This is a genomic window from Actinosynnema sp. NPDC037264 (assembly GCF_055603705.1).
The window spans coordinates 30260-56120 of the sequence record NZ_JBVJVK010000029.1; the positions used below are offsets into that span (position 1 = coordinate 30260).

A 25861-nucleotide genomic window follows, 5' to 3' on the forward strand; every position below is an offset into this window, starting at 1 on the left:
CCGAGCCGGGGAGGCGCGGGTGAACGGCGGCGAGTTGTTGCACCTGGCCGTGGCCGGGGTGCCAGGTGTCGTCGTGATCACCTACGCCGCCTTCCGCCTGGTCGACCACCTGGTGTTCCTGCTCGGCCTGTGGCTGGTGCTGCGGTCGACGCGGGACGTGGACCGGGTCAAGGCGATCACCGCCTACAAGCAGACCGCCCGCCGTCGATAGCTACAGCTCGTACCAGCGCAGGATTTCCGGGTCCAGCACCCGGGCCGCGAGGCCGATCCGCCGCGCCGTCTCCGCCAACTCCGCCGCCGCCGCGGGGTTGCCGCGCGGCGGCAGGGCGGGGTCGTCCAACTGGGTCACCATGTCGTCGTGGTGGCTCGGGACGAGCAACTTGGGCCGGGTCGCCCGCAGCGCCCGCGCGGTGTAGTCGTGCACGTTCGCGTGGCCGCTCATGCCCAGCACGAGGACGTCCGGCCGCAGCCCCGCGATCTCCCGCTCGACGTAGTTCGCCGTGCCCGACAGGAACAGCACCGAGAACCCGCCCACGGTGATCAGGTACGCCAGCGAGCCGCCTTCCACGAGGTCGCTGATCGTCGTGGGCGCCTCCGGCGGCGCGGTCAGGCTGCCCGGCGCGAAGTACCCGTACGAGCCGAACTGGCTGTGCAGGCTCCGGAACACCTGGACGGTGAAGCCGTGGAAGTCCAGGTACTCCCCACCGGACGCCACGACCACGTCGTCACCCGGCACGCCCTGCGCCGTCAGCAGGTGCCGGTGCGTCTCGGTGCCGATCACCCGCGAACCGTGCTTCTCCACCACGTACGGGATCTCCAACAAGTGGTCGTAGTGCCCGTGCGTGGCCAGCACCAGCTCCGGCCGCTCACCGAGGTGCCGGTCGACCAACTCCTTCCGCACCGCCAACGGGTGGTCGGGGATGAACTCGCCGTCCCGGTCGAACACCGGCAACCGGCTCAGGTACGGGTCGATCAGCACCCGCCGGCCGTCGAACAGCAACTCCCACCCGGCGACGCCCAACCAGCGCAAGCCCACCCCGCTGCGCCCCGCCGCGAACGCCACCCCCGGCAACCCCGCACCCGCCACCGCGACCGCCGCCGAACCGATCAACACCTGCCGCCTGTTCACGCACATGCCACAACAACACCAGCGCCCAGCCGCACGTGTCCAAGTCCGATATCACCACGCCTGCGATATCCGAACAGCTATCATCCCTGCTCGTGGACCTCCTCCGGCACCTGCGGCACTTCCTCGCCGTGGCCGAGGAACTGCACTTCGGCCGAGCCGCGGCCCGCCTGCACATGTCCCAGCCGCCGCTGTCGCAGAGCATCCAACGCCTGGAACGCGAACTCGGCGTCCGCCTCCTCGACCGCGACGCCCGGCACGTCGCCCTCACCGATGCGGGCCGCCAGATCCTCACCGAGGCCCGAGGCCTCCTCGCAGGCGAAGACCGACTCCGCGCGCTCGCCGAACGTTTCCGCCATGGCGAGGCCGGCTCACTGCGCGCGGGCGTCCCACCGGACCTGGGCGGACGAGCCGTGGCCGCACTCCTCCCGGCCTTCCGCCACCGCAGCCCCGTCGACCTGAAACTCCGCGAGATCGGCACCGCCGAACAACTCCGCGCCCTGGCCGACCGGAGCCTGGACGTCGGCGTCCTGCGCTTCCCGTTCGACGTCTCCTGGCTGAGCCTCGGCCCGGTCCTGACCAGCCCGCTGGGCGTCCTGCTGCCCCGCGACCACCCCCTGGCCACCGCCCCGGACGTCCGCTTGGCCGACCTGAACGGCCTGGCCCTCGTCCTCTTCCCCCGCACCACCGCACCCGCCCTGCACGACGAGGTGCTGACCACGTGCGCCCGACACGGCTACACACCCACCGACGTCCACCAAGCCGGCAACCCGGAGTTCGCGTTGGGGCTCGTCCTGGCCGGCGGCGCGGTCGCCCTGCACGACGGCATCACCCCACCACCGGACGCCGCCTGGCGACCACTGCGCGGCAACCCGATCCTGTGGCGCACCTCGGCCGCCTGGCCACGCGGCCGGCGAACCCCCGCCGTCACCGCGTTCGCCGACGCCGTCACCGAAGTCCTCACCGCACAAGGGATGCGCCACGCGGAGGGCACCCTGCCCCGCTACCCCCGCCCGGCCGCGGAGTACCTGTCATGACCGCCGCCAGGGTGCGCGCCGCGTTCGCCGACGCCGGCGTCACCGGCAAGCTCCACGCCGTCGACCTCGACCACCCCGACCGCGAACTGTCGGTCGGCGCGGACGACCCGGTCGTCCTCGCCAGCGTCTTCAAAGTCCCACTGCTCGTCGCCCTGCACCACAGCACCCACGACCTGACCGCCCGGATCACCCTCGACCACGACCGCAGCACCGGCCCCACCGGCGTGGGCGGCATGCTCGACCCGGTCACGATGTCCCTGCGCGACTTGGCCTACCTGGCCATCACCGTCTCCGACAACGCCGCCGCCGACGCCCTCGTCGACCTCATCGGCCTGGACGACATCAACCACACCCTGGACGAACTGCACCTCAGCCACACCCGGATCGTCCACCGGGCACGGGACTTCATGCGCACCATGGCCGAAGACGCCGCTCCCGCCGAACCACCGGCCGCCCTCACCGACCCCGTCGTCCTGTCCCGACTGCGCGCCCTGGACCCCACCCGAACCAACCGCGGCACCGCACGCGACCTGACCACCCTGCTGCGGCACGTCTGGCAGCACGAAGCCTGCGCCCCGATCCGCCGCAACATGGCCCTTCAAGTCTGGCCACACCGCCTGGCCTCCGGCTTCCCCTTCGACGACGTCCGCGTAGCCGGCAAAACCGGCACCCTCCCGACCATCCGCAACGAGATCGGCGTCGTCGAGTACCCGGACGGCGGCCGCTACGCCGTCGCCGTCTTCACCCGCAGCGCGAGCACCGCCTTCACCCTGCCACCAGCAGACGCCGTCATCGGCACAGCCGCCAGACTCGCCATCGAACACCTCCGCTGAAGCCGTGCAACAGAAGGGCTTCGTGTCATCCCGCCGACCTGGCTCCGCCCTACCGCGCGTGTCAAGGGGGCTGTGCGTCCCTTGCCCGCCCCTCCACCTATACCTGCCCCCTTGATACGTGTGGTAGCCCGTAGGGAGGTCGGTGGGATGACACGAAACCCGACCAACAACGGACCCGGCGCGTACCCACCCACCCCGCCGTCATCCTGCTGATCTGCCCGTCCGGCGAGGACTCTTTCAATCTTTTGATCTTTCAGCCCTTGCCGCAGACACCCCACACCGCACCCACATCAAATCTCGTCCAAGAACTCGTCCACCTCGGCCAACGCCCTCAACCGCACGGGCTCCGCGGACAGGAACAGGTCGTGCATACCGCCCTCCACCTGCACCACCCTGACCTGCCTGCCGATCTTCGGCCCCCACACCCGCATGTGCTCCACGTCCAGCACGGTGTCCGCCGTCATCGCCTCGGGCGTCCACCGCTTCGCGTGGAGGTGGCTGCGCCCCGACCGCAGCAGCAGCACCGGCGCCCCCACCTCCAACCCCCGGTGCAGCCGGGCCTGACCGCGACGGATCGCGCGCAACCACCCCGCGTGCACCGGGAAAGCCTCGATCGGCTTCCACGTCGTGTCGAAGTCCCACTCCCCGTGGTGGTCGCGGTGGATGCTCTCGCCGTACACCGGCCCCAGCCCGGGCTTGAGCACCAGCTTCGGCGCCACCCGACCCACACCCCGGATCAACGCCGTCCCCACCGTCCGCACCAGCCACGGCTCGGCCAGGTCCAACCAAGGGCTGTTGAGCACCAACGCGTCCAGCACGTCGTCCGAACGCCGCTCGTGCGCCCACAAACTCGTGATGAGCCCTCCGGTCGAATGGCCCATCACCACCAGGTGCCGGTGCCCGTCCTCTTCACGGATCACCCGTGCCGCGGCGTCGATCTCCTCGAAGTGCTCGGCCAGGTCGGTCACGTAGTTCGCCACCTGCCCCGGCCGCAACGACCGCCCGTACGCGCGCAGGTCGATGGCGTAGAAGTCGAAGCCGCGCGCGGTGAAGTGCTCGGCGACGTGCCGCTGGAAGAAGTAGTCCGCGAAACCGTGCACGTACAGCACCGCGCCGCGGACGGCCGGCTGCGCGCGACGGCGGACCAGGGTCGCGGTCGTGTCACCGCCGCCCAAGGGCAGCGCGCGGGTCTCGTAGTCGGTGCCGAGCACGTCTGCGTTCACCAGGCCAGTGTGCACGTCGATTCGTCCGATCGGGGAGATGTGGGGCACGGGTCGTGGCACTGTGGGAACCATGAGCAGCGAGGAGATCGAACGGTCGAGCGCGCGTGTCCGGTTCCCGGGCATCAGCCCGCGTGCGTACGAGCACCCGGTCGACCGGGGGGCGTTGGCGGTCTTGCGCGCGGTGCCGGGCATCGGCCCGGTGCTGCAGGCGGTGGCGGGCGCGTTCACGGAACGCGGTGAGAGGTTGGGCTACCTGGCGTCGAGCATCCGGGTGGGCCCCAGGCAGTACCCGGAGCTGGACCGGCTCCGGCTCGAGGCGGCGGCGACGCTGGACGTCGACCCGGTGCCGGAGCTGTTCGTCAAGCGCGACCCGGTGCCCAACGCCATGACGCTGGGCATCGACAAGCCGTTCATCGTGCTCACCACGGGCCTGATCGAGCTGCTGGACGCGGAGGGCCTGCGGTTCGCCATCGGGCACGAGATGGGGCACGTGCTGTCCGGGCACGCGCTGTACCAGACGATCCTGCAGCGGCTGATGCAGCTGCAGCACGGTCTGGGCTGGATGCCGGGCGGCTACTGGGCGATCACCGCGATCATCGCCGCGCTGCGCGAGTGGTACCGCAAGACCGAGCTGTCCTGCGACCGCGCCGGCCTGCTCTGCGGGCAGGACCCGGCCGCCGCGCTGCGCGTGCACGTGGCCATGGCGGGCGGCATGGACCTCAGCCAGGTCGACACGGCCGAGTTCCTCAAGCAGGCCAAGGAGTACGAGCAGGTCGAGGACGTGCGCGACAGCGTGCTCAAGCTGATCCGCACGTGGCCGCTGACCCACCCGATGGCCGTGGTCCGCGCCGCCGAGCTGCAGAAGTGGGCGGCGGGCGAGGAGTACCGCGCCATCCTGACCGGCTCGTACCAGCGGCGCGAGGACGACCGGCCGACGAGCTCGTTCACCGAGGACATCAAGTCCGCGGCCAGGTCGTACAAGGAGTCGGCGGCCGAGTCCGAGGACCCGCTGATGAAGGTCTTCAACGAGGTCGGCGACGTGCTCGCGGGCGCGGCGGGCCGGGTGCGCAGCAAGTTCACCGGAGCGGACTAGTCCGCTTGGCCCAGCGGAACCGGCCATTCTGGCTAACCTCCTCCTGACGCCTTTGATCAGGAGGAGGGGCCGATGCGGCTTGCCGCGTTGTTGATGACGTTGTCGATGGCTCTCGCGGGCACTGCCACGGCGGACGTGGACGAGCGCGTAGTGGGCGGTGAACGGGTGTCGATCGCGGACCACCCGTGGGTGGTGTACGTGGCCGACGCCACCGGGAACCAGTTCTGCGGCGGCACGCTGGTGGCGCCGACCAAGGTGGTCACCGCCGCCCACTGCGCCACCACCCGGACGCCCCGCAACACGCGGGTCGTGCTGGGCCGCGAGGATCGCAAGGGTGACGAGGGCGTGGTCGCCCGGCTGTCCGAGATCTGGGTCCACCCGGAGTACGTGTCCGCGGACCAGGGTGCGGACGTCGCCGTGCTGACCTTGCGCTCGCCGGTGGACTACACGCCCCTGCCGCTGGCGCAGCCGTCCGACGGCGCGCTGTACGAGCCGGGCACGAGCGGTCGGGTGTTCGGCTGGGGCCGGACCAGCGAGCAGGGCTCGGGCTCGCGCTACCTGCTCGGCGCGACCGTGCCGGTGACGGACCACGAGTACTGCCGCACCGCTTACCCCCAGTTCGACCCGGACGAGATGACGTGCGCCGGTTACCCGGAGGGTGGCGTCGACACGTGCCAGGGCGACTCGGGCGGCCCGTTCGTGGCCGGCGGGAAGCTGATCGGCGTCACCTCTTGGGGTGAAGGTTGCGCGCGGGAGGGCAAGCCGGGCGTCTACAGCAACATCGCCGCCTACTCCCAGGCGATCGAGGAACAACTGGCGGCGTGACCAACCGGCGTGCGGACCTTTCAGACGGGTCCGCACGCCGGTCGGGCCTCGCCCTGCACCGGACCTGCACCCGGAACCGACCTGCACCCGGAACTGGCCTACACCCGGAACTCGACCTGCGCCGGGGCTGTCGACCTACAGCACGAGCCCGATCGACATCGTCACGAACACCGCCGCGCAGACCGCGTCCAACGCCGTCGTCACACCGGGTCGCCGCAACGAGCCGGCCACCCGCGCCGCCGCCACCACGATCGTCAGCTCCCACAACGCCGCGAGCCCGAGGAACACGGCCGCGAGCAGGCCGAGCTGCCACGTCGGGTCGCCCGTTCCGATGAACTGCGGCAGGAACGCCAGCGAGAACAGCAGCATCTTCGGGTTGGTGATGTTGGTCAGGAACCCCTGCCGGAACGGCCGGGGCGGCGCGACCCCCACCACCTCGCCGCCCGAACGCCGCAGCAGCCCGCGGGTGATCGTCACGGCCAGGTAGAGCAGGTACGCCGCGCCGATCCAGCGCAGCCCGGTCAGCACGGCCGGGTAGCGGGCGATCACCACGCCCAGGCCCGAGATCACCAGGGCCACCTGCACGAAGGCCGCGGTGTGGATGCCCGCCAGCGCCAGCAGCCCGGCCCGCGTGCCGGACCTCATCGAGGTGCGCAGCAGGAGGAAGGCGTCCACGCCGGGCGTCAGCACGACCACCGCGCAGGCGATCAGGAACGCCGGCAGCTGGGTGAAGTCCAGGTGCATGGAAAACCTCCCTCAGGTTCCGGACAGATCGCCGTGATCTGCCTCACTGGCCGTTAAATCTTCGGCACCACCGCACTCTAACAACAGATTTTCCGGATCTCATACCCGGATCCCGTCCGCTCGGACCTTCCGCTACCGTCGGTGCCCGTTCCGCCACTTGACGTAGAGAGGTGCTCCATGCGCATCAGCGCGCCGGTCTTCGCCGTTCTCGTTCTGATCCTCTCGGCGCTGCCCGCGGACGCGATCGTCGGCGGTCGGGAGGCGCCCGCGACGCCGTGGGCGGTGGCGTTGTTCGACGGGGGCACCTTCTTCTGCGGCGGCGCGCTGATCGCATCGGACAAGGTGGTCACCGCCGCGCACTGCACGGTCGCGCGCACCGCACTCGGCGTCCGCGACCGGGTGCCCGCCGACCTGACCGTCGTCGCCGGCCGGGCCGACCTCGACACCACCGAGGGACGGGCCGCGGGTGTCACCGCGCTCTGGCGCCACCCCGCGTTCACCGAGGTGTCCGCGGGCGACGACGTGGCCACCCTCACCCTCGCCACCCCGCTGCCGTACCGGCCGGTCCGGATCGCGGACGCCGCGCCGGGCCGGGCCACCGTCTACGGCTGGGGCCGCACCGCCGAGCTGAGCGCACCGAGCCGCCGCCTGCGCGAGGTCGACGTGCCGATCCGCGCGGACGCCGAGTGCGCCGCCGAGGTGCCCGACTACCGGCCGGGCGGGATGCTGTGCGCGGGCTACCCCGAGGGCGGCAAGGACGCCTGCGAGGGTGATTCCGGCGGACCGCTCACCGTGGCCGGCGAACTGGTGGGCCTCGTGTCCTACGGCCGCGGCTGCGCCCGACCGGGCCAACCCGGCGTCTACACGCGCTTGAGCCGGTACCGGGCGGAGCTCTAAGAATCGGGACGCCGCCGCACAGAACCACAGGAAGCTCTTCCCAAGACGCGGCCCGACCACAGACCCGACCGGGCCCGACCACAGGACCCACCAGGCTCGACCACAGGAACCACCACACAACCCACCCCAGGACCCGTGTGATACCACGGTGGGGTGCGCTCACACCCGTACCCGGCGACGCTGCGCCGGCAGTGGTCGGCCGACCTGACCCCCGACCAGCTCTACGCCGTGCTCAAACTGCGTTCCGACGTCTTCGTCGTGGAGCAGAACTGCGTCTACCCCGAACTGGACGGGCGTGACCTCGAACCGGGCACCCGCCACTTCTGGCTGGAAGCCGACGACCTGCCCGGCCCGCAGGCCTACCTGCGCCTGCTGGAGGAACCCGGCGGCACGTTCCGCGTCGGCCGGGTCTGCACGGCCCGCGCCGCCCGCGGTCGCGGCTACAGCCGTCGGCTGATGGAGGCGGTGCTGGCCGAGATTGGCCAGGTGGAGTGCGTGCTGGACGCCCAGACCTACGTGGCCGACTTCTACGCGTCGTTCGGCTTCGAGCCGCAGGGCGCGGAGTTCATCGAGGACGGGATACCGCACCTGCGGATGCGCCGGTCTCCGTGATCACCCGCACGGCGCGCTCGATCTCGCCCTCGGACAGGTCGGCGCGGGCGGTCAGGCGCAGCCGGGAGATCCGGTCGGGCACCGACGGCGGCCGGAAGCAGCCGACGACCACGCCCTGCGCCCGGCACGCCTCGGCCCAGTCGAACGCCGCCTCCGGCGACGGCGCCTGCACGGACACGACGGCCGCGGTCGGCGTGCTGACCCGCAACCCCGCCTCCTTCAGCCGGAACGCCAGGTCCTGAGCCACTTCCAGGGCCCGGGCGGGCCGTTCCGGCTCGTCCCGCAACACCTTCAACGCGGCCAACGACGCCGCCGCGCTGGCCGGTGCGAGCCCGGTGTCGAAGATGAACGTGCGCGCGGTGTCGACGAGGTGCTTGATCACCCGGCTCGGCCCGAGCACCGCGCCGCCCTGCGCGCCGAGCGACTTGGACAGCGTCACCGTGGTGACCACGTCGGGCGCCTTTGCCAGGCCCGCCGCGTGCACCGCGCCCCGTCCGCCCTCGCCGATCACGCCGAGGCCGTGCGCGTCGTCCACGACCAGCGCCGCGTCGTGCTCGCGGCACGCGGCGGCCAGCCGGGCCAGCGGCGCGAGGTCGCCGTCGACGGAGAACACCGAGTCCGTCACCACCAGCGCCCGCCGCTTGCCGCGCGTGGCCAGGGCGTGCGTGACCTGGTCGACGTCGCAGTGCCCGGCGACCACGACGTCCGCTTTGGACAGCCGGGTGCCGTCGATCAGGGAGGCGTGGATGTGCTGGTCGGCGACGATCGCGGTGCCGGGGCCGGACAACGCGGTCAGCGCGCCCAGGTTCGCCGCGTAGCCCGAGGAGAACACCAGCGCGGACTGCGCGCCGCAGAAGTTCGCGAGCTCGTACTCCAGCTCGGTGTGCAGCTCGGTCGAGCCGGTGACCAGCCGCGACCCGGTCGAGCCCGCGCCCCAGCGCAACGCGGCCGCCGCGGCGGCGCCCGTGACCCGCTTGTCGCGGGCCAGGCCGAGGTAGTCGTTCGAGGCCAGGTCGAGGTTCGTCGAGTCCGCCGGCCGTGGCCGGACCCGGCGGGCGAGACCGGCTTTCGCGCGCGCCTCGGCACGCGTGTCGATCCAGTCGAACACCGAGTCACCTGTGCGCACGCTCACGCCGGCAGTGTCGCATCCGACGGCTACGGTGCCGGCGTGGACCTCTTCCAGCCGGAGCCTGCCGACCTGCGCTCGTTGCGGGAGAACGCGCCGGTCCACCGCGACGAGCGCACCGGGATGTGGCTGGTCAGCCGCTACGACGACGTGCGCGCGGTGCTGGCCGACCCACGTCGCTTCCACCCGGACAACGCGTTGACCGCGGTGACCCCGATCCCGCGGCCGGTGCTGCGGGTGCTGGCCCGCGCCGGGTTCTCGCTGCCGCCGACGTTGGCCAACAACGGCACCGAGACGCACGCCGACCTGCGCCGACTGGTGTCCCGGTTCCTCACCCCGGCCCGCGTGGCGGCGATGGGGCCGCGGATCGCGGAGCTGACCGGTGAGCGCCTGGACCGGCTCGACCTCCGCGCCGGACGTGCCGACCTGCACCCGGTGCTGGCCCGCGACCTGCCCGCGATCGTGCTGCTGGAGGTCCTGGGCATCCGGGACGTCGACGTCGAGGCGCTCAAGGCCTGGAGCACGGCGTCGTTGGAGCTGTTCTGGGGCGACGTCACGGCGGAGCGGCAGCACGAGCTGGCCCGTCCCGCCGCCGCGTTCCACCAGTGGCTCACCTCGCGGATCAAGGCCGCCGACCCGGAGGGCGACGACCTGTTCGGCGCGCTGCGGGCGCAGGACGTGCCGATCCGGGACGCGGCCGGGCTCTGCTACTTCCTGCTGATCGCGGGCCAGGAGACGACGACCCAGCTGCTGTGCGCGGCGTTCCACGCGGTCCTGGGGCAGGACGACCTGTGGTCGCGGCTGGACGAGCCCGGGGTGGCCGGCGCGTGCGTGGAAGAGGTGCTGCGCCGTGATCCGCCGGTGAGCACGTGGCGGCGGATCACGGCCGAGCCCGTCACCCTTTCAGGGGTGGAGGTGCCGGCGGGCGAACCGCTGCTGCTCATGCTCGCGGGCAGCGGCTCGGACCCGGACGTCTTCGGCGAGCCCGAGCGCTTCTGCCCGGCCAGGCCGAACGCCCGCAAGCACCTGGCGTTCGGCTTCGGCAGGCACTTCTGCCTCGGCGCCGGCCTGGCGAGGCTGGAGGCGGAGGTCGTGCTGCGGGAGACCGCACGGCGGTTCCCGGACCTGCGCCTCGCCTCGACCGGGCCGCCGCCGATGCTGGGCCTGCTGTCGTTCCGCGCGCCGTTGAGCGTGGAGGTCGAGCTAGGGGACCAGCACGACCTTGCCGGTCGAGGCCCGGGTCTCCAGCAGTTCGTGGGCGCGGGCGGCGTCTGCCAGCGGTAGCGCCTCGCCCAGCACCGGGCGCAGGCCCGAGGTGAACGCCCGCCGCACCGTGTCGGGGTTGACGGGGTTGCCGAACCCGAGGACCGCGACGCCCTTGCGGAACACGTCGGACGCGGTCACGTCCAGCGGCTCGCCGCTCGCGAAGCCGAACACGGCCAGCCGGCCGACCCCGTCGCGCAGCAGCTCGAACGACTGCCGCGCCACCGTGCCGCCGACCGAGGAGAACACCACGTCGACCGGCTCGACCCCGGTCGGCCAGTCCGGCTCGCCGTAGTCCACGACCTCGTGCGCGCCCAGCTCACGGGCCAGCGCCAGCTTCCGCTCGCCCCGCGCGGCGGCCACGACCGTCGCGCCCGCCCGTGCCGCGACCTGCACGAGCAGGCTGCCGACACCGCCCGCCGCCGCCTCGACCAGCACCCGCTCGCCCGCGGCGAGCCGGACCGCGTCCGCGGCGGCCACCGCCGTCGTGCCCTGGAGGTACAGGGCCAGCGCCTCGTGGTCGGACACGTCGTCGGGCACCTCGGTCGCGTCCTCGGGCAGCAGGGCCAGTTCGGCGTAGCCCTCGCCGAGCGCGAAGCCGATCAGCCGCCTGCCGTCGGGGCCCACGCCGACCACCTCGCCGCCCAGCGCGCCGGGCGCGAGGTCGTACCAGGGCACCACCCGCGCGCCCGTGCCCGACCGGATGATCGTCTCGCCGTAGTTCACGCCGATCGCCGTGACGCGGACCAGGACCTGGCCCGGCCCGGCGACCGGATCGGGCACCTCCTCCACGCCGAGCACGTCCGCCGGACCGAACTCGTGGAACCGCACCGCTCGCACAACGCCTCCAGAATTTCAAACGGACCGCCGGTCCGTTTCCTGTCCGCTACCATACGGACTGCTGGTCCGCTTTTGTCAAGCGAGTCGATCGAGCCGCGGGTCGGAGGAGGTCCACGATGCGGAAGGACGCCGAGCGCAACCGCGCCGCGGTCCTGGCCACCGCCGCGCGCCTGATCGCCGAACGCGGGCCGGACGGGTTCTCCATGGACGACGTCGCCGCCGCCGCGGGCGTGGGCAAGGGCACCGTGTTCCGCCGCTTCGGCGACCGCGACGGCCTCGTGCAGGCGGTGGTCGACGAGACCTCCGAGTCGTGGCGGGCGGAGGCGGAGGCGTTGCTGGAAGCCGGCGACGTGCCGCCGGAGGAGCGGGTGATCACGTTCGTGGCGACCCTGTTCGACCACGTGATCGCCGCCCTGCCGCTGGTGATCGCCTTCGAGCGGGTGTCCACGCGCAGCATCGCGTGCGACGCGGACGCCAAGCTCACGCACCAGCGCCTCGTCGCGTTGATCTCGCAGGTCAAGCCCGGTGCGGACGCCGAGTACCTGGCGCACGCCCTGATCGCGCAGGTGCGTGCCGACACGCTGCGGCACATGGTCGAGCGGTGCGGTCTGGACGTGGCACGGGTGCGCGCCGGCGTGATCTCGCTCGCCCGGGGCGTGCTGTCGGGTGACCTGGCGCCTGCCGTGAGCTGATCGACCAACACCCGCACCAACACCCGGACCCGCACTCGGGCCCGCACCTGCACCTGCGCTCAGGCCCGCACCAACACCCGCACCGGCACCGGGCCCGCACCCGCGCCGGCCCGCATCGGCGCTGTCCGGGATTCGCCGGTGTGATCGTCCTCGCCCGCCCGGGACTTGGAGCGCGCCGGGGGAAGTGCGACGATGCCCAGGCTTGAGGGGGTGCGCGAGGAAGCCGGTGTGAATCCGGCACGGTCCCGCCACTGTGACCGGACCGAGGAGCCCGGGAGTCAGGAACTCGACCCCCGACTCATCGACCGGACACGGGCGTGGACACCCGAGGAAGGACACCGCCGCATGGGCGCGCGTTTCCCCTTTTCCGCTGTCGTCGGCCACGACGACCTCCGCACGGCTCTGCTGCTCAACGCCGTGCACCCCGGTATCGGCGGGGTGCTCGTCCGAGGCGAGAAGGGGACCGCGAAGTCGACCGTGGTCCGCGCCCTCGCCGCGCTGCTCCCCGAGCTGGACGTGGTGCCGGGCTGCCGCTTCGGCTGCGACCCGGCGACACCGACCGACTGCCCCGACGGGCCGCACGACCACGGCGCCCAACGGCGGCCCGCACGGCTGGTCGAGCTGCCGGTCGGCGCGACCGAGGACCGGCTGATCGGCTCGCTCGACCTGGAACGCGCGTTGACCGAGGGGGTCCGCGCCTACCAGCCCGGTCTGCTGGCCGCCGCGCACCGGGGCGTGCTGTACGTGGACGAGGTGAACCTCCTGCACGACCACCTCGTGGACCTGCTGCTCGACGCCGCCGCCATGGGCCGCGCGCACGTCGAGCGCGAAGGCGTGTCCGTGTCGCACGCCGCGTCGTTCCTCCTGGTGGGCACCATGAACCCGGAGGAGGGCGAGCTGCGCCCGCAGCTGCTGGACCGCTTCGGCCTCACGGTCGCGGTCCGCGCCTCGCGGGACGTGCCGACGCGCACCGAGGTGGTGCGGCGGCGGTTGGCGTACGAGGCGGACCCCGAGGGCTTCGCCGCCCGCTGGGCCGAGGCCGACCGGGAGCTGGCCCGGCGGATCGTCGCCGCCCGCGAGCGGCTCGGGGACGTGGTGCTGCCGGACGCGGAACTGCGCCGCATCTCCGGCATCTGCGCCGCGTTCGAGGTGGACGGCATGCGCGCGGACCTCGTGGTGGCCCGCACCGCGACCGCGCACGCCGCCTGGCGGGGCGCCGACGAGGTGGCCGAGCAGGACGTGGAGGCGGCCGTGCGGCTGGCGTTGCCGCACCGCAAGCGCCGGGACCCGTTCGACGAGCCGGGGCTGGAGGAAGAGCAGCTCGACGACGCCCTCCAGCAGGGCGCGGAAGCCGCCCGAGAACCCGAGGACGACCCCGACGACGACCCCGAAGGCCCCGGAACCGACCCCGGCGGCCCGGACGGCGGCGGCGACGGCTCGGAGCTGCCCGGCGAGCCGCCGGAGTCCACTTCGGACGGTCAGGGCAACGGCCGGTCCGACCGGTCGCACGCACCGGCCCCGGCGTTCCGCGCCCGCCTGTTGCAGGTGCCGGGGGTCGGCGAGGGCGCGCCCGGCAAGCGGTCGCGCGCCCGTGCCCGCACCGGCCGCGTGGTCCGTTCGTCCACAGTGGATGGTGCAGGGCTGCACCTGGTCGGCACGCTCGGCGCGGCGGCGCCCCACCAGTCCGCCCGGGGCCGCACCGGTCCCGGCCTGGAACTGCGCGGCGCGGACCTGCGGCTCTCGGTGCGCGAGGGCAGAGAGGGCAACCTCGTGCTGTTCGTCGTCGACGCCTCCGGCTCGATGGCGGCCCGGCAGCGGATGTCGGCGGTCACCGGCGCGGTGATCTCCCTGCTCCGCGACGCCTACCAGCGGCGGGACAAGGTCGGCGTGGTGACCTTCCGCGGCCGGGAGGCCCAGGTCGCCCTGCCGCCGACGAACTCGGTCGACGCGGCGGCGGCCCGGCTGCGCGCCCTGCGCACCGGCGGCCGGACCCCGTTGGCCGACGGCCTGCTGCGCGCCCGCCGCGTGCTGGACGCCGAACGCGTCCGCGACCCGCGCCGCCGACCGCTGCTGGTGCTGCTCACCGACGGCCGCGCGACGGCCACCGGCACGGGCGGCGACCCGATGCGCGACGCCCTGCGCGCGGCCGGCCTGCTGGCGGCCGACCGGGTGGCGTCGGTCGTCGTGGACTGCGAGCACGGCCCGGTCAGGCTCGGCCTGGCGGCACGGGTGGCGGGCGCGCTGGCCGCGGCGTGCGTGCGCTTGGAGGAACTGTCCGCAGACCAGGTGGCGGGCGTCGTCCGCGCCGCCCGAGCCGCTTAGGAGCGTCGAAAGTGCCTCAAGGTCAACCGTCCGTCGTCCCGAACGACGGCCTCAGCACCCGCCAGCGCCGCAACCGGCCGTTGGTCGTGTTGCACACCGGCGAGATGAAGGGCAAGTCGACCGCCGCCTTCGGGCTCGCGCTGCGCGGGTGGAACCAGGGCTGGTCCATCGGCGTCTTCCAGTTCGTGAAGTCAGCGAAGTGGAAGGTCGGCGAGGAGTCGGCGTTCCGCGCGCTCGGCCGCCTGCACGAGCAGACCGGCGAGGGCGGCCCCGTCGAGTGGCACAAGATGGGCGAGGGCTGGTCCTGGACCCGCAAGCAGGGCACCGAGGACGACCACGCCGCCGCCGCGCGCGAGGGCTGGCAGGAGATCGCCCGCCGCCTCGCCGCCGGGCAGCACGGCCTCTACGTGCTCGACGAGTTCACCTACCCCCTGCACTGGGGCTGGATCGACGTGGACGAGGTGGTCGAGGCGCTGATCAACCGACCCGGCCACCAGCACGTCGTCATCACCGGCCGGTACGCGCCCGACAAGCTGGTCGAGGCCGCCGACCTGGTGGTGGAGATGACCAAGGTCAAGCACCCGATGGACGCGGGCCAGAAGGGCCAGAAGGGGATCGAGTGGTGAACCGGCTGGTGGTCGCCGCGCCCGCGTCGGGCAGCGGCAAGACCACCGTGGCCACCGGCCTGATGGCGGCGCTGCGCCGCGCGGGCGACAAGGTCGCGCCGTTCAAGGTCGGCCCGGACTACATCGACCCCGGCTACCACTCGGTGGCCACCGGCAGGCCGGGCCGCAACCTCGACCCCGTCATGGTCGGCGAGCACCGGGTGGCGTCGCTGTTCGCGCACGGCGCGCGCGGCTGCGACCTGGCCGTGGTGGAAGGCGTGATGGGCCTGTTCGACGGGCGGGTGGACACCGAGGGCATCGGGTCCACCGCGCACGTCGCCAAGCTGCTGTCCGCGCCGGTGCTGTTCGTGGTCGACGCCCGGGGCCAGAGCCGCAGCCTCGCCGCCCTGCTGCACGGGTTCCGCGGCTACGACCCGACCGTGCGGCTCGGCGGCGTGGTGCTCAACCAGGTCGGCTCGGCCCGGCACGAGCAGGTGCTGCGCGGCGCCTGCGCCGAGGTCGGCCTGGAAGTGCTCGGCGTGCTGCCGCGCGACCCCGAGTTCGCGCTGCCGTCACGCCACCTCGGCCTGGTCACCGCCGCCGAGCACGGACCGGCCGCCACCGCCGCCGTGGACGCCATCGCCGCCGCCGTCGCACGGCACGTCGACCTGGACGCCGTGCGGCGGCTCGCCGCCGAGGTGCCCGCGATGGCGGTGCCGACGTGGGACCCGCGGGCGGAGGTCGAGCAGGTGGACGGCAGGCCGACGGTCGCGGTCGCGGGCGGCGCGGCGTTCACGTTCGGCTACGCCGAGCAGGTCGAGCTGCTCGGCGCGGCCGGCGCGGACGTCGTCGTGGTCGACCCGCTGCGCGACGAGGCGCTGCCCGAGGGCACGGCCGGCCTGGTGCTGCCCGGCGGGTTCCCCGAGCAGCACGCGGCCGAGCTGTCGGCCAACGAGAAGCTGCGCGCCGCCGTCGCCGCCCTGGCCCGCGGCGGCGCGCCCGTGCACGCCGAGTGCGGCGGCCTGCTGTACCTGGCGAACTCGTTGGACGGCGCGCCGATGTGCGGCGTGATCGACGCGGACGGCTCGATGACGTCCCGGCTCACCCTCGGCTACCGCGACGCCGTCGCGCCGCAGGACTCCGTGCTGGCCCGCGCGGGCTCCCGGATCACCGGGCACGAGTTCCACCGCACCGCGCTGAGCGTCCCGCACGGGGCGAAGCCCGCCTGGCAGTGGCGCGGCCACGACCTGCGCCCGGTGGCCGAGGGATTCGTCCTCGGCGGGGTGCACGCGTCGTACCTGCACACCCACCCGGCGTCCGCGCCGGAGGCCGTGACGCGCTTCGTCCGGGCCTGCGCGAACGAGTCCGTGCGCTTCGAGGCCACTCGTTAGTGGATCGCGCTCGCGCGGTACGGTCCTTGCCCACCAGCCGAACACGTCGTGGGGAGCAGTTGTGATGACTGGTCGGGTCTCCTTCGTGGGCGCCGGTCCCGGCGCCGCCGATCTCATCACCGTGCGCGGCGCGAAGCGGATAGCCGAGGCCGACGTCGTGCTGTGGGCCCCGAGCGTGATCGAGGTGGAGTGCGTGCGCGAGCACGCCCGCGCCGACGCCGAGCTGGTCGACTTCTCCCGCGTCACCGAGGCCGAGGTGGTCGAGGTGTACCGGCGCGCGTCGGCGGGCAGGCTCAAGGTGGTGCGGCTGCACGCGGGCGACCCGTCGCTGTGGGGCGGCTTGCGCGACCAGCAGGACGCGTGCCAGCGGCTCGGCTTGGTGACCGACGTCGTGCCGGGCGTGTCGCAGGTGTCCGCCGCGGCGGCGGCCGTCGGCCGCGAGCTGACCACTTCGGACGTCGCGCAGTCGTTGCTGCTGGTCGGGCCCGACACCGCCGAGCACGTCGCGGAGCTCGCCGCGCACGGCACCACGATGGCGATCTCCGCGTCCGGCTCCCGGGCCGGCCTGCTGGTCGAGCGGCTGCGCGCGGGCGGTTACGCCGACGACACGCCGGTCGTGGTGGCGTACAAGGTTTCCCTGCCCGACGAAACGGTCGCGCAGACGACGGTGGGCGAGCTGGAGGCGTGCGTCAAGGAGCACAAGCTCTACCGCACCACGCTGTTCCTGGTCGGCAAGGTGCTCGCGCAGCCCTCGTCGCGCCGCCGGTCACCGGTGGTCGAGGGCGACGAGCCGGTGCGCAGGCCGCGGGCGTCGAAGTGGGCCGCGCGCGCGAACCGGCCGGTGGTGAAGTCGGTCGGTGACTCGCCGTCGGCGGCGGCGTGGTCGGCGGTGCACGACTGGCAGGAGACCGCGCGCACCAAGCGCTCCGCGCCCGCGAGGCCGAAGGCCGTGCCGGTCGGCGAGCCGCTGCTGGAGCTGGTCGTCGACGTGCCCGAGAACGCGCCCGACAACGCACTGGGCAACGCGCCGGAGAGCGCACCGGTGGAGACCTCGGTGGAGCACGAAGCCAAGCCGAAGCCCAAGCCCGTGGTCGCCGCCGCCGCGAAGCGCAAGCCCACCACCGTGCAGGCGAGCACCACGCCGCGCAAGCCGTCCGGGTCGCGGGCCAAGAAGAACAAGCGCGTGAACTGACGTGGACGTCGTCGCGCTGCACCGCTTCGTCACGGACGCCGGCCGTTCGTGGGATGACGTGACCGTCGTGGACGCGGAGGCCGTCGGCACCCGGCACGCGCTGAACGTGTGCCGGGCCAAGCCCGCCGTCGTCGTGTCCGGCGCCGATCCGGCGGAACTGGCCCGCGGCCTGACCGGGTGGCGGCGCGCGCTGGTCGTCGAGTCGGCCGCCGGTCTGTCCACTGTGGACCCGGCGGACGCGGTCGCGCGCCAGTGGTCCGAGCCCGGCGCGATCCTGTGCCTGGCCGAGCAGAACTTCGCGCCCGTCGGCGAGGGCTGGGCGCTGCCCGACGGCGACTTCGCGCAACGCGACGGCATGATCGCGGTCGCCGAGGTGCGGGCGCTGGTGCTGGCCCGGCTCGCGCCGCGCCCCGGCGTGCTGGTCTGGGACGTCGGCGCGGGCCCCGGCGCGATCGGCGTCGAGTGCGGCCGGCTCGGCGCGGCCGTCGTCGCGGTGGAGCGCGATCCGGTGCAGTGCGTGCGGATCATCGCCAACGCCTCCGCGCACGGCGTGGACGTGCGCGTGGTCGAGGCCGAGCTGGGTGACGCGGGCGAGCTGCCCCGGCCGGACGCGGTGTTCGTCGGCGGCGGTGGCGCGGACGTGGTGCGGCGGTGCGTGCGGTCGGGCGCCCGGCGGGTCGTGGTGGCGACCCCGGACCTGGACCGCGTGCTGCCCGCGCGTGACGCGTTGCTGGAGGCCGGGTACGAGGTCGAGGGCAGCCAGGTGGCCGCCGCCCGGCTCGCCGGCGGCACGTTGCTGGCCACCAACCCGGTGACCGTGCTGTGGGGAGTGAAGAAGGCGTGATCGGTGTGTTCGCCGCCGGCGAGCGCGGGCGGCGGGCCGCGGTCGAGCTGGCCGGGTTCCTCGGGCCCGACGCGGTGGTGCCGGACGGTCCGATCGGGCCCGCGCTGCGCGCGTTGTGGCCCCGGCTGGGTTCGGCGGTGTTCTTCCTCGGCACGGAGGCGACCGTGCGCCTGGTGGCGCCGTTGCTGCGCGACGAGCGGGCCGACCCGGGCGTGGTGTGCGTGGACGGCGGGTTCGCCGTGTCGCTGCTCGGCGGCGCGGACGCGGTGGCCGAACGGGTCGCCGACGTGCTCGGCGCGCAGGCCGTGACCACCGCGGCGTCGGCCGATTCGCCGCTGGACGAGCTGGTCGAGCTGCTGGACGCCACCGTCGAGGGCGACCTGGCGGCGTGCGGCGAAGCGGTCCGGTCGGGCGAGCCCGTGCTGCTGGCCAACCCGCTCGGCTTCCCGCTGCCCGCGCTGCCGGACAACGTCGTCGCCCACGGCCACGGCGCGGCGTGGAGCGTGCTGGTGGACGACCGCGTGCCCAAGGGCCCCGTCGACGACCGCGTGGTGCGGGTGGTGCCGCGCACGCTCGTCGTGGGCGTCGGGTCGAGCACGGGTGTGTCGGCGGCGGCGGTGTCGGCCGCGCTGGCGGCGTTGGAGGAGGAGCGCGGGCTGGACCTGCGCGCCGTCCGGGCGTTCGCCACGCTGGACCGCAAGGTCGCCGAGCAGGGCATCGCGGACGCGTTGGAGGACTGGGGTTTCTGGCACGACTCGACCACCGCGCCGCTGCTGTCCTACCCGGGCGAGGAGCTGGCGGTGATCCCGGTGCCGAACCCGGCGGAGCTGGCCATCGGCATCCCGAGCGTGGCCGAGGCGGCGGCGTTGCGCGGCGCGATGGAGCTCTCCGCCGGCGGCCGGGTGGAGATCGCGGCCGAGAAGGTGAAGGGCGTCGGGGTGACGGTCGCCGCCGCACGGGTGCTGCCGCGCGGCCGGTTGGCGCTGGTGGGGCTGGGCCCGGGTGACGCGGACGAGCGCACGCCGCGCGCCGAGGCCGAGCTGCGCCGGGCGTCGGTCGTGGTGGGCAGCGCCGAGTGCGTGGCGCAGGTGCGGCACCTGCTGCGGCCGGGCACCAGGGTGGTGGCGGACGGCGCGGTGCGGCTGGCCGAGGACGGCGCGGCGGTGGCGTTCGTCGAGGCGGGCGCCGGGCCGGACGTTTCCGGGCCGATTCACGCCGATGTCGTGCGCGTGACGGGTGTCACTCGTCAACTGTGAAGTGCCGACGAGCCGTCTAAAGGCGGTTGTCGGCTCCGTCGTCTTGGTCCTAGCTGGAGGTGCGCCCGCACAGGGCGTCCCTGCACCGGAAGGATCGACATGGCGAAAACCCTGCGTCGCCTGCTCACCGTCCTGGCCGCGACGGTGGCCGCGATCGGTCTGATGACCACCGCGCCCGCCTCGGCCGAGACCTCCTCCGACACCGGCGTGTCGCCGTTCATCGTCGGCGGCACCCGCGTGTCCACCAGCACCTACCCGTGGGTCGTCTACCTGGCCACCAGCACCGGCGGCCAGTTCTGCGGCGGCACGCTGGTCAAGGCCAACAAGGTCGTCACGGCCGCGCACTGCGTCAGCGGCCGGAGCGCGTCGAGCACCCGCGTGGTGCACGGCCGCGACGACAAGCAGAGCACGGCGGGCACCGTGGCCACGGTGAGCCGGATCTGGGTGCACCCCAGCTACCGGACCGCGAGCTCGGGCTACGACGTGGCGGTGCTGACCCTGGGCACCAACATCAACTCGACCTACCTGCCGCTGGCCACCCCGTCCGACACCGCGCTGTACGCGGCGGGCACGAGCGCCCGGATCTACGGCTGGGGCACCACGTCCTCCGGCGGCTCGGCCTCGCGGTACCTGCTCGGCGCGACCGTGCCGGTGACGTCCGACGCGACCTGCCGCACGGCCTACTCCAACTACAGCCCGACCTCGATGGTGTGCGCCGGCTACCCGAACGGCGGCACCGACACCTGCCAGGGTGACTCGGGCGGCCCGCTGGTCGCGGGTGGCAAGCTGATCGGCGCCACCTCGTTCGGCCGCGGCTGCGCGCTCGCCGGCTACCCCGGCGTGTACGCGCGGATCGCCTCGTACTACTCGGTGATCACCGCGCAGCTGTAATCACCCCGCGACGGGCCCACGACCGGGTGCTTGCCGGTCGTGGGCCCGTCCGGCGTGTTCGATCCGGTGCCATGCGCCGACTACTACTGCTCGTGATGCTGGTCGTGGTGTCCGCCGTGCCGGGTGTGGCCTCCGCGGCGGAAGGTCTGCACTCGTGCGCCACGTCGATCGACGGCAAGGCCGCCTCGGGGCGGTGCGAGGGCCGCGGGTCGTTCCGCCTGGTCGCCTCCTGCGCGGACGGCACGACCGTCACCAGTTCGTGGCTCACCGTCCTCAACGGCGTCGCCAGGACCAAGGTGCACTGCCGGTCGAACGCCGTGCACGCCGGGATCGAGCAGCGCGAGCCGACGTTCCCATGATGTGAAGCACCCGGGTTGGACAGGACATGTCCGGTGTGGATGCTTCTACCCATGCACGGTGAACAGCACTACCTCGTGGGCCTGGACCTGACCGGTCGGCGGGTCGTCGTCGTCGGCGGTGGCACGGTCGCGCAGCGCAGGCTGCCCAGGCTGGTCGCGGCGGGCGCCAGGGTGGAGGTGATCTCGCCCGAGGTGACCCCGGCGGTCCAGGGCCTCGTCGACGGCGGCGAGGCCGTCTGGCACGCCCGCGAGTACGCCGACGGCGACCTCGACGGCGCCTGGTACGTGCTGGCCTGCACGTCCTCGCCCGAGGTGAACGCGCGGATCACGGCGGACGCCGAGGAGCGCCGCGTGTTCTGCGTGCGCGCCGACGTCGCCGTGAAGGGCACCGCCGTGACGCCGGCGGTCGGCGAGCACGACGGCCTGCTGGTGGGCGTCCTCGCGGGCGGGCAGCACCGCCGGTCCGCCGGGGTGCGCGACGGCCTGCTCTCGGCGTTGCGCGACGGCTCCATCGCCGACCACCACGACCAGCCGGCGGGCGTGGCGCTGGTCGGCGGCGGCCCCGGCGACCCCGAGCTGATCACCGTGCGCGGTCGCAGGCTCCTGGCCAGGGCGGACGTCGTGGTGGCCGATCGGCTCGCGCCGCGCGAGCTGCTGGACGAGCTGCCGCCGCACGTCGAGGTGGTGGACGCGGCGAAGATCCCGTACGGCCGCGCGGCGACGCAGGACTTCATCAACACCACGCTGGTCGAGCACGCCAAGGCCGGCCGGTTCGTGGTCCGCCTCAAGGGCGGTGACCCGTACGTGTTCGGCCGGGGCTTCGAGGAGCTGATCGCGTGCGCCGAGGCGGGCGTGCCGGTCACCGTCGTGCCCGGCGTGACCAGCGCGTTCGGCGTGCCCGCGCTGGCGGACGTGCCGGTGACCCACCGGGGTGTGTCGCACGAGGTGGTGGTCGTGTCCGGGCACGTGGCGCCGGACGACGAGCGGTCGCTGGTCGACTGGTCGGCGTTGGCGCGGCTGAGCGGCACGGTCGTGATCCTGATGGGGGTCGAGCGGGCGGCGGCGTTCGCGGACGCCCTCATGGCGGGCCGTCCGGGCGACACCCCGGTGTCGGTGATCCAGGAGGGCGGCACCCGCACGCAGAAGGTCGTCCGGTCCACGCTGGCGTCCCTGGCCTCGGACATCGCCGAGCACGGCATCCGCCCGCCCGCGATCATCGTTGCGGGACCGGTTGCCGCGCTGGCGGACGAACTGCCGTTCCGCTCCTGAGCGCCAACCCCGCCCCGGCGGCCACGACCACCGCCAGCCCGCCCAGGGCTGCCCACGTCGTGGCGCCGGGGTGGACCGCCGGCTCACCGCGCAGCGCCTGCCAGACCAGCACCGCGAACAACCCGGCGTACCCGAGGGCGGCCACCACGACCAGCCGGGTGCGGACCCGTTCGGCCAGGCCCAGCGCGGCCAGGCCGAGCGCCAGCAGGATCATCACCTGCAACCCGTGCATGCCGACGAAGTGCGGCACGCGCAGGTCGCCGCCCGTCGTGCTCCAGCCCGTGATCGGCATGCCCGCCCCGCCGTCGAGCACGCCGACGCTGTGCCCGCCCACCAGCTCGACCTCCCGGCCACCGGCGTCCACCGCCGTGACGGGCTCGCGCTTGCCCACCATCAGGTAGCCCGACGCCATGCCGAGGATGGCCAGGTAGAGCCCACCGCGCACGGCCCACCGCACGTCCGGCCGCGCGAAGCGCTGGAACGACAGCACCAGCGCCAGCACCACGTTCGCCAGGAACATCGCCGGGATCAACGTCGCGAAGGTCGCCTGCACGAACCGGTTGAGCGGGTCGTCGGAGACGTTGTAGTGGGTGAACATGCCCCGACCCGCCTGGACGCTGATCAACCCGACTTCGAGGAACATGATCCCCGCGATCACCGTCGCGGTCCCGGACGTCCACCTCCGCCCCCGGTGGGGCAGGGAGAGCATCCACGAGAGCGTCGCCGAGTAGACCGCCAGCGACACCGTGAACTTGAAGGGCTTCGACCACAGCGGCACGTCCTGCAACAACCGCCCGTCGACCACCACCGCCACCGCGCACCCCAGCGCACCCACCGCCATCACCACGGCCAACCACAGGGTGGGCCGGTGCCACGTCTTCGTCATGCCGACCAGCCTCGGGCGTCGACCCGTCAAGATCACTGGTGCTGACCGGGCAGTGCGAGGTAGGGCTGTCCATGCCCCCGGTGGGACAATGGCCGCGAGCGGAACGGGGACGTCGTGGCGGTGTGGGTGCGGCTCGCCGGGGTGGGGCTGGCCAAGGTGCGGTTCGCCTACTCCCCGGTGTTCGAGACCGTGATGGCGGTCGACGGCCTCCGGACGCCGGGCGCGCACGCCGTGCACCTGCCGTGGGTGCGGTGGGCGCGGGAGAGGGTCGAGGGGATCGCCGGCCTGGACGCGTTGCTGGCCCGGCTGGAGGGCCCGGCGAAACCGGCCGACCTGATGCCCGTGCCGGACGTGCGGATGCCGGACCTGGACGCCGAGCTGCGCCACGTCGCGCCGCCCGAGGCCGACGTGATCCGGCGCTGCCACGACCGCCTCATCGCGCCGCACTGGAAGCGCATCACCGCCGTCCTCGAAGCGGACATCGCGGCACGTGCGGCGACCCTGGCCGACCAGGGCGTGGAGGCGGTGTTCCACGACCTGCACCCGGAGGTCACGTGGGCCGACGGCGAACTGGTCCTGCACCGCAAGCCCGAGCACCGCGTCGACCTGGCCGAGCGCGGTCTCGTCCTGTGCCCGAGCGTGTTCTGCTGGCCGAAGGCGTGGATCGCGATCGACCCGGTGGGCCAGGGCGTGCTGCGCTACCCCGCGCGGGGCATCGGCACGCTGTGGGAGGACCGGGGCACACCGGACGACCTGGCGGCCCTCATCGGCCGGACCCGCGCCCACCTGCTCACGTTGCTGGAGGCGCCGAAGAGCACGACGGACCTGGCGGCGGCGGTCGGCGTCACGGCGGGCGCGGTGTCGCAGCACATCGGCGTGCTGCGGGCCGCCCGCCTGGTCACCACGCGCCGCGAAGGCCGGCACGTGCTGCACATGCGCACCGCCCGGGCCGACGCGCTCATGAGCTGAGCCCGGACCAGGGCGGGGCCGAACCGAGCCGGAGCCCGAGCTCCCGCGAGGGCTCCACCACGTGCCCGTGCTCGCAGACCGGCACGAGCGACACCTTCCCGCCGCACCCGACGTGCTCGGGCTCGACCGGCGGCGGCCCGTCGACCAGGTGCCGGTCACCCCACGCCATCAACGCCGTCAACACCGGCCACAGCTCCCGCCCCGACGGCGTCAACGCGTACTCGAACCGCTGCCGCGAGCCGGACTCCCGGTACGGCACGCGTTCCAGCAACCCGGCCGCCACCAGCGAGGACAGTCGGTTGCTCAGCACGTTCCTGGCGACGCCGAGGTGATCGCGCAGCTCCTCGAACCGGCGGACGCCGTTGGAGACGTCCCGCACGATCTGCAACGACCACCGCTCACCGAGCAGCGCCAGCGCCCGCGCGATCGAACACCGGTCGTTGTCGATGACGACTCCCATGACCCCGACCCTACCGCAGGGTTGCCGATCGAAACTCAGCCAGGCTACGTTGCGCAGAAGGACTCAGCTTGAGGGGACGCCATGCGACTCGAAGACCACCCGACCGTGCGCCACGTCCGGGACAACCCGCCGCCACCACCGCCCTCGCCCGTGAGCACGGCGTGGTTGCGGGAGTTGGCGGCGGAGGCGGGGGCCGACGACGTCGGTTTCGTGGCCGTGGACTCGCCGGACGTCGAGGTGGACCGGGAGCACGCGCGGACGGCGTTGCCGGGCGCCCGCACCTACATCGCGTTCTGCGTGCGGATGAACCGGGACAACGTGCGCAGCCCGCTGCGCAGCATCGCCAACACCGAGTTCCACCAGACCCTGGACGACGCCGACGCGGTGGGGCACCGGCTGACCAAGGCCCTCCAGCGGGCCGGGTACCGGGCCGTCCACCCGGCCGCCGCGTTCCCCCAGGAGATGGACGACTTCCCGGGACGCGGGTGGGTCGTCTCGCACAAGCTGGTGGCGCAGGCGGCGGGCCTGGGCCGGATCGGCATCCACCGCAACGTGATCCACCCGAGGTTCGGCAACTTCATCCTGCTCGGCACGGTCGTGGCGGCCTTCGACGTGGACGAGCACTCCCGGCCGACGGACTTCAACCCGTGCCTGGAGTGCAAGCTGTGCGTGGCGGCGTGCCCGGTCGGCGCGATCTCGAAGGACGGCGCCTTCAACTTCCGCGACTGCTACACCCACAACTACCGGGAGTTCATGAGCGGCTTCACCGACTGGGTGGAGAACGTCGCCGACAGCGCGGACCGCGACGACTACCGCAGCCGCGTGACGCCGGCGGAATCGGCGTCGATGTGGCAGAGCCTGGCGTTCCGCCCGAACTACAAGGCGGCGTACTGCATGGCGGCGTGCCCGGCGGGGGAGGACGTCATCGGCCCGTTCCTGGACGACCGCAAGGCCTTCCTCACCTCGGTGGTGAAACCCTTGCAGGACAAGGAAGAGCCGGTCTACGTGGTGCCGGGCTCAGCGGCCGAGACCCACGTCCGCAAGCGCTTCCCCCACAAGACCGTCCGCCGGGTCTCGAACGGCCTGTAGCCCGCGCACGGCAACGG

Annotated in this window: 27 protein-coding genes and 1 riboswitch; of the genes, 20 read left to right on the plus strand and 7 right to left on the minus strand. The window is 73.4% G+C overall.

The window, feature by feature from the left end; all coding sequences use genetic code 11:
- The first annotated feature begins 19 nt into the window (after positions 1-19).
- Entirely contained in the window at positions 20-211 is a 192-nt protein-coding gene (locus tag ACZ7GX_RS27190) for a hypothetical protein (RefSeq protein WP_498780629.1), read from the plus strand.
- Here the strand turns inward: ACZ7GX_RS27190 and ACZ7GX_RS27195 are convergent, their stop codons facing one another.
- Positions 212-1135 (minus strand): MBL fold metallo-hydrolase, encoded by a 924-nt coding sequence (locus ACZ7GX_RS27195; RefSeq protein WP_498780631.1) that lies wholly within the window; start codon positions 1133-1135, stop codon positions 212-214.
- 86 nt (positions 1136-1221) lie between these two features.
- On the opposite strand from ACZ7GX_RS27195, the gene ACZ7GX_RS27200 reads away from it, so the two are divergent.
- Together ACZ7GX_RS27200 and ACZ7GX_RS27205 are read left to right on the plus strand one after the other, a co-directional pair.
- Positions 1222-2163 carry a LysR family transcriptional regulator gene (locus ACZ7GX_RS27200; RefSeq protein ID WP_498780632.1) on the plus strand — a complete coding sequence of 314 codons (942 nt, stop codon included), beginning with the start codon at positions 1222-1224 and terminating at the stop codon, positions 2161-2163.
- The gene (locus ACZ7GX_RS27205; RefSeq protein WP_498780633.1) at positions 2160-2996 is read left to right on the plus strand and encodes a serine hydrolase; all 837 of its coding nucleotides are present in this window, start codon (positions 2160-2162) and stop codon (positions 2994-2996) included. Before ACZ7GX_RS27200 ends, ACZ7GX_RS27205 begins: the two co-directional genes overlap by 4 nt.
- Positions 2997-3286: 290 nt before the next feature.
- On the opposite strand, the gene ACZ7GX_RS27210 is transcribed toward ACZ7GX_RS27205, so the two are convergent.
- On the minus strand, positions 3287-4219 hold the full coding sequence (locus tag ACZ7GX_RS27210; protein ID WP_498780634.1) for an alpha/beta hydrolase: 933 nt from the start codon (positions 4217-4219) through the stop codon (positions 3287-3289).
- Positions 4220-4289: 70 nt separating this feature from the next.
- Here ACZ7GX_RS27210 and ACZ7GX_RS27215 point away from each other — a divergent pair, with 70 nt between their 5' ends.
- Both ACZ7GX_RS27215 and ACZ7GX_RS27220 read left to right on the plus strand, forming a co-directional pair.
- Positions 4290-5312 carry a M48 family metallopeptidase gene (locus ACZ7GX_RS27215; RefSeq protein ID WP_498780636.1) on the plus strand — a complete coding sequence of 341 codons (1023 nt, stop codon included), beginning with the start codon at positions 4290-4292 and terminating at the stop codon, positions 5310-5312.
- A 72-nt stretch (positions 5313-5384) separates the two neighbouring features.
- On the plus strand, positions 5385-6137 hold the full coding sequence (locus tag ACZ7GX_RS27220) for a S1 family peptidase (RefSeq protein ID WP_498780638.1): 753 nt from the start codon (positions 5385-5387) through the stop codon (positions 6135-6137).
- A gap of 135 nt (positions 6138-6272) precedes the next feature.
- Here the strand turns inward: ACZ7GX_RS27220 and ACZ7GX_RS27225 are convergent, their stop codons facing one another.
- Positions 6273-6881 (minus strand): LysE family translocator, encoded by a 609-nt coding sequence (locus ACZ7GX_RS27225; protein ID WP_498780640.1) that lies wholly within the window; start codon positions 6879-6881, stop codon positions 6273-6275.
- Positions 6882-7058: 177 nt separating this feature from the next.
- Here ACZ7GX_RS27225 and ACZ7GX_RS27230 point away from each other — a divergent pair, with 177 nt between their 5' ends.
- Both ACZ7GX_RS27230 and ACZ7GX_RS27235 read left to right on the plus strand, forming a co-directional pair.
- Positions 7059-7778, plus strand: a complete 720-nt coding sequence (locus tag ACZ7GX_RS27230; protein ID WP_498780641.1) for a serine protease — start codon at positions 7059-7061, stop codon at positions 7776-7778.
- A gap of 153 nt (positions 7779-7931) precedes the next feature.
- Complete coding sequence (locus tag ACZ7GX_RS27235; protein ID WP_498780643.1) at positions 7932-8390, plus strand: GNAT family N-acetyltransferase; 459 nt, start codon at positions 7932-7934, stop codon at positions 8388-8390.
- Here ACZ7GX_RS27235 and ACZ7GX_RS27240 read toward each other — a convergent pair.
- Complete coding sequence (locus ACZ7GX_RS27240) at positions 8344-9522, minus strand: 8-amino-7-oxononanoate synthase (RefSeq protein ID WP_498780645.1); 1179 nt, start codon at positions 9520-9522, stop codon at positions 8344-8346. The two genes, ACZ7GX_RS27235 and ACZ7GX_RS27240, sit on opposite strands and share 47 nt — an antisense overlap.
- A 36-nt stretch (positions 9523-9558) precedes the next feature.
- Between ACZ7GX_RS27240 and ACZ7GX_RS27245 the strand changes: the two genes are divergently transcribed.
- Positions 9559-10800, plus strand: a complete 1242-nt coding sequence (locus tag ACZ7GX_RS27245) for a cytochrome P450 (RefSeq protein WP_498780647.1) — start codon at positions 9559-9561, stop codon at positions 10798-10800.
- On the opposite strand, the gene ACZ7GX_RS27250 is transcribed toward ACZ7GX_RS27245, so the two are convergent.
- Positions 10720-11619: a quinone oxidoreductase family protein gene (locus ACZ7GX_RS27250; protein ID WP_498780649.1), complete on the minus strand. Its 900-nt coding sequence runs from the start codon at positions 11617-11619 to the stop codon at positions 10720-10722. The genes ACZ7GX_RS27245 and ACZ7GX_RS27250 overlap by 81 nt on opposite strands.
- A gap of 116 nt (positions 11620-11735) precedes the next feature.
- On the opposite strand from ACZ7GX_RS27250, the gene ACZ7GX_RS27255 reads away from it, so the two are divergent.
- The 10 genes from ACZ7GX_RS27255 to cobA all read left to right on the plus strand — a co-directional run bounded on the left by ACZ7GX_RS27255 (position 11736) and on the right by cobA (position 22440).
- Complete coding sequence (locus ACZ7GX_RS27255) at positions 11736-12311, plus strand: TetR/AcrR family transcriptional regulator (RefSeq protein WP_498780650.1); 576 nt, start codon at positions 11736-11738, stop codon at positions 12309-12311.
- Positions 12312-12527: 216 nt separating this feature from the next.
- Positions 12528-12599: riboswitch (cobalamin riboswitch) on the plus strand.
- Positions 12600-12656: 57 nt separating this feature from the next.
- A complete protein-coding gene (locus tag ACZ7GX_RS27260) occupies positions 12657-14633 on the plus strand; it encodes a putative cobaltochelatase (protein ID WP_498780651.1) in 1977 nt (658 codons plus the stop codon).
- 11 nt (positions 14634-14644) lie between these two features.
- A complete protein-coding gene (cobO, locus tag ACZ7GX_RS27265) occupies positions 14645-15259 on the plus strand; it encodes a cob(I)yrinic acid a,c-diamide adenosyltransferase (protein ID WP_498780652.1) in 615 nt (204 codons plus the stop codon).
- Positions 15256-16629 (plus strand): cobyrinic acid a,c-diamide synthase CobB, encoded by a 1374-nt coding sequence (locus tag ACZ7GX_RS27270; RefSeq protein ID WP_498780653.1) that lies wholly within the window; start codon positions 15256-15258, stop codon positions 16627-16629. The genes cobO and ACZ7GX_RS27270 overlap by 4 nt, the downstream gene beginning before the upstream one ends.
- Before the next feature lie 64 nt (positions 16630-16693).
- Positions 16694-17821, plus strand: a complete 1128-nt coding sequence (locus ACZ7GX_RS27275) for a cobalt-precorrin-4/precorrin-4 C(11)-methyltransferase (RefSeq protein ID WP_498780654.1) — start codon at positions 16694-16696, stop codon at positions 17819-17821.
- A 1-nt stretch (position 17822) separates the two neighbouring features.
- Entirely contained in the window at positions 17823-18665 is an 843-nt protein-coding gene (locus tag ACZ7GX_RS27280) for a bifunctional cobalt-precorrin-7 (C(5))-methyltransferase/cobalt-precorrin-6B (C(15))-methyltransferase (RefSeq protein ID WP_498780655.1), read from the plus strand.
- The gene (locus ACZ7GX_RS27285; RefSeq protein WP_498780656.1) at positions 18662-19921 is read left to right on the plus strand and encodes a cobalamin biosynthesis protein; all 1260 of its coding nucleotides are present in this window, start codon (positions 18662-18664) and stop codon (positions 19919-19921) included. Before ACZ7GX_RS27280 ends, ACZ7GX_RS27285 begins: the two co-directional genes overlap by 4 nt.
- Positions 19922-20020: 99 nt before the next feature.
- A complete protein-coding gene (locus ACZ7GX_RS27290; RefSeq protein ID WP_498780658.1) occupies positions 20021-20812 on the plus strand; it encodes a S1 family peptidase in 792 nt (263 codons plus the stop codon).
- A gap of 71 nt (positions 20813-20883) precedes the next feature.
- Positions 20884-21171, plus strand: coding sequence for a hypothetical protein (locus ACZ7GX_RS27295; protein ID WP_498780659.1), 288 nt, complete (start codon positions 20884-20886; stop codon positions 21169-21171).
- A 51-nt stretch (positions 21172-21222) separates the two neighbouring features.
- Positions 21223-22440, plus strand: coding sequence for a uroporphyrinogen-III C-methyltransferase (gene cobA / locus ACZ7GX_RS27300; RefSeq protein WP_498780661.1), 1218 nt, complete (start codon positions 21223-21225; stop codon positions 22438-22440).
- On the opposite strand, the gene ACZ7GX_RS27305 is transcribed toward cobA, so the two are convergent.
- Entirely contained in the window at positions 22385-23326 is a 942-nt protein-coding gene (locus ACZ7GX_RS27305) for a hypothetical protein (protein WP_498780663.1), read from the minus strand. The genes cobA and ACZ7GX_RS27305 overlap by 56 nt on opposite strands.
- Before the next feature lie 114 nt (positions 23327-23440).
- Between ACZ7GX_RS27305 and ACZ7GX_RS27310 the strand changes: the two genes are divergently transcribed.
- A complete protein-coding gene (locus tag ACZ7GX_RS27310) occupies positions 23441-24295 on the plus strand; it encodes an ArsR/SmtB family transcription factor (protein ID WP_498780664.1) in 855 nt (284 codons plus the stop codon).
- Here ACZ7GX_RS27310 and ACZ7GX_RS27315 read toward each other — a convergent pair.
- Positions 24285-24755 (minus strand): winged helix-turn-helix transcriptional regulator, encoded by a 471-nt coding sequence (locus ACZ7GX_RS27315; RefSeq protein ID WP_498780666.1) that lies wholly within the window; start codon positions 24753-24755, stop codon positions 24285-24287. The genes ACZ7GX_RS27310 and ACZ7GX_RS27315 overlap by 11 nt on opposite strands.
- Positions 24756-24836: 81 nt before the next feature.
- Here ACZ7GX_RS27315 and ACZ7GX_RS27320 point away from each other — a divergent pair, with 81 nt between their 5' ends.
- Positions 24837-25844 (plus strand): epoxyqueuosine reductase, encoded by a 1008-nt coding sequence (locus ACZ7GX_RS27320; protein ID WP_498780667.1) that lies wholly within the window; start codon positions 24837-24839, stop codon positions 25842-25844.
- Positions 25845-25861 lie beyond the last annotated feature (17 nt).

Coding starts and splice junctions, on each gene's coding strand:
- ACZ7GX_RS27195 (WP_498780631.1), bottom strand. CDS start 1,135: ATGTGCGTGAACAGGCGGCAGGTGTTGATCGGTTCGGCGGCGGTCGCG.
- ACZ7GX_RS27205 (WP_498780633.1), top strand. CDS start 2,160: ATGACCGCCGCCAGGGTGCGCGCCGCGTTCGCCGACGCCGGCGTCACC.
- ACZ7GX_RS27215 (WP_498780636.1), top strand. CDS start 4,290: ATGAGCAGCGAGGAGATCGAACGGTCGAGCGCGCGTGTCCGGTTCCCG.
- ACZ7GX_RS27220 (WP_498780638.1), top strand. CDS start 5,385: ATGCGGCTTGCCGCGTTGTTGATGACGTTGTCGATGGCTCTCGCGGGC.
- ACZ7GX_RS27225 (WP_498780640.1), bottom strand. CDS start 6,881: ATGCACCTGGACTTCACCCAGCTGCCGGCGTTCCTGATCGCCTGCGCG.
- ACZ7GX_RS27230 (WP_498780641.1), top strand. CDS start 7,059: ATGCGCATCAGCGCGCCGGTCTTCGCCGTTCTCGTTCTGATCCTCTCG.
- ACZ7GX_RS27255 (WP_498780650.1), top strand. CDS start 11,736: ATGCGGAAGGACGCCGAGCGCAACCGCGCCGCGGTCCTGGCCACCGCC.
- ACZ7GX_RS27260 (WP_498780651.1), top strand. CDS start 12,657: ATGGGCGCGCGTTTCCCCTTTTCCGCTGTCGTCGGCCACGACGACCTC.
- ACZ7GX_RS27275 (WP_498780654.1), top strand. CDS start 16,694: ATGACTGGTCGGGTCTCCTTCGTGGGCGCCGGTCCCGGCGCCGCCGAT.
- ACZ7GX_RS27290 (WP_498780658.1), top strand. CDS start 20,021: ATGGCGAAAACCCTGCGTCGCCTGCTCACCGTCCTGGCCGCGACGGTG.
- ACZ7GX_RS27295 (WP_498780659.1), top strand. CDS start 20,884: ATGCGCCGACTACTACTGCTCGTGATGCTGGTCGTGGTGTCCGCCGTG.
- cobA (WP_498780661.1), top strand. CDS start 21,223: ATGCACGGTGAACAGCACTACCTCGTGGGCCTGGACCTGACCGGTCGG.
- ACZ7GX_RS27305 (WP_498780663.1), bottom strand. CDS start 23,326: ATGACGAAGACGTGGCACCGGCCCACCCTGTGGTTGGCCGTGGTGATG.
- ACZ7GX_RS27315 (WP_498780666.1), bottom strand. CDS start 24,755: ATGGGAGTCGTCATCGACAACGACCGGTGTTCGATCGCGCGGGCGCTG.
- ACZ7GX_RS27320 (WP_498780667.1), top strand. CDS start 24,837: ATGCGACTCGAAGACCACCCGACCGTGCGCCACGTCCGGGACAACCCG.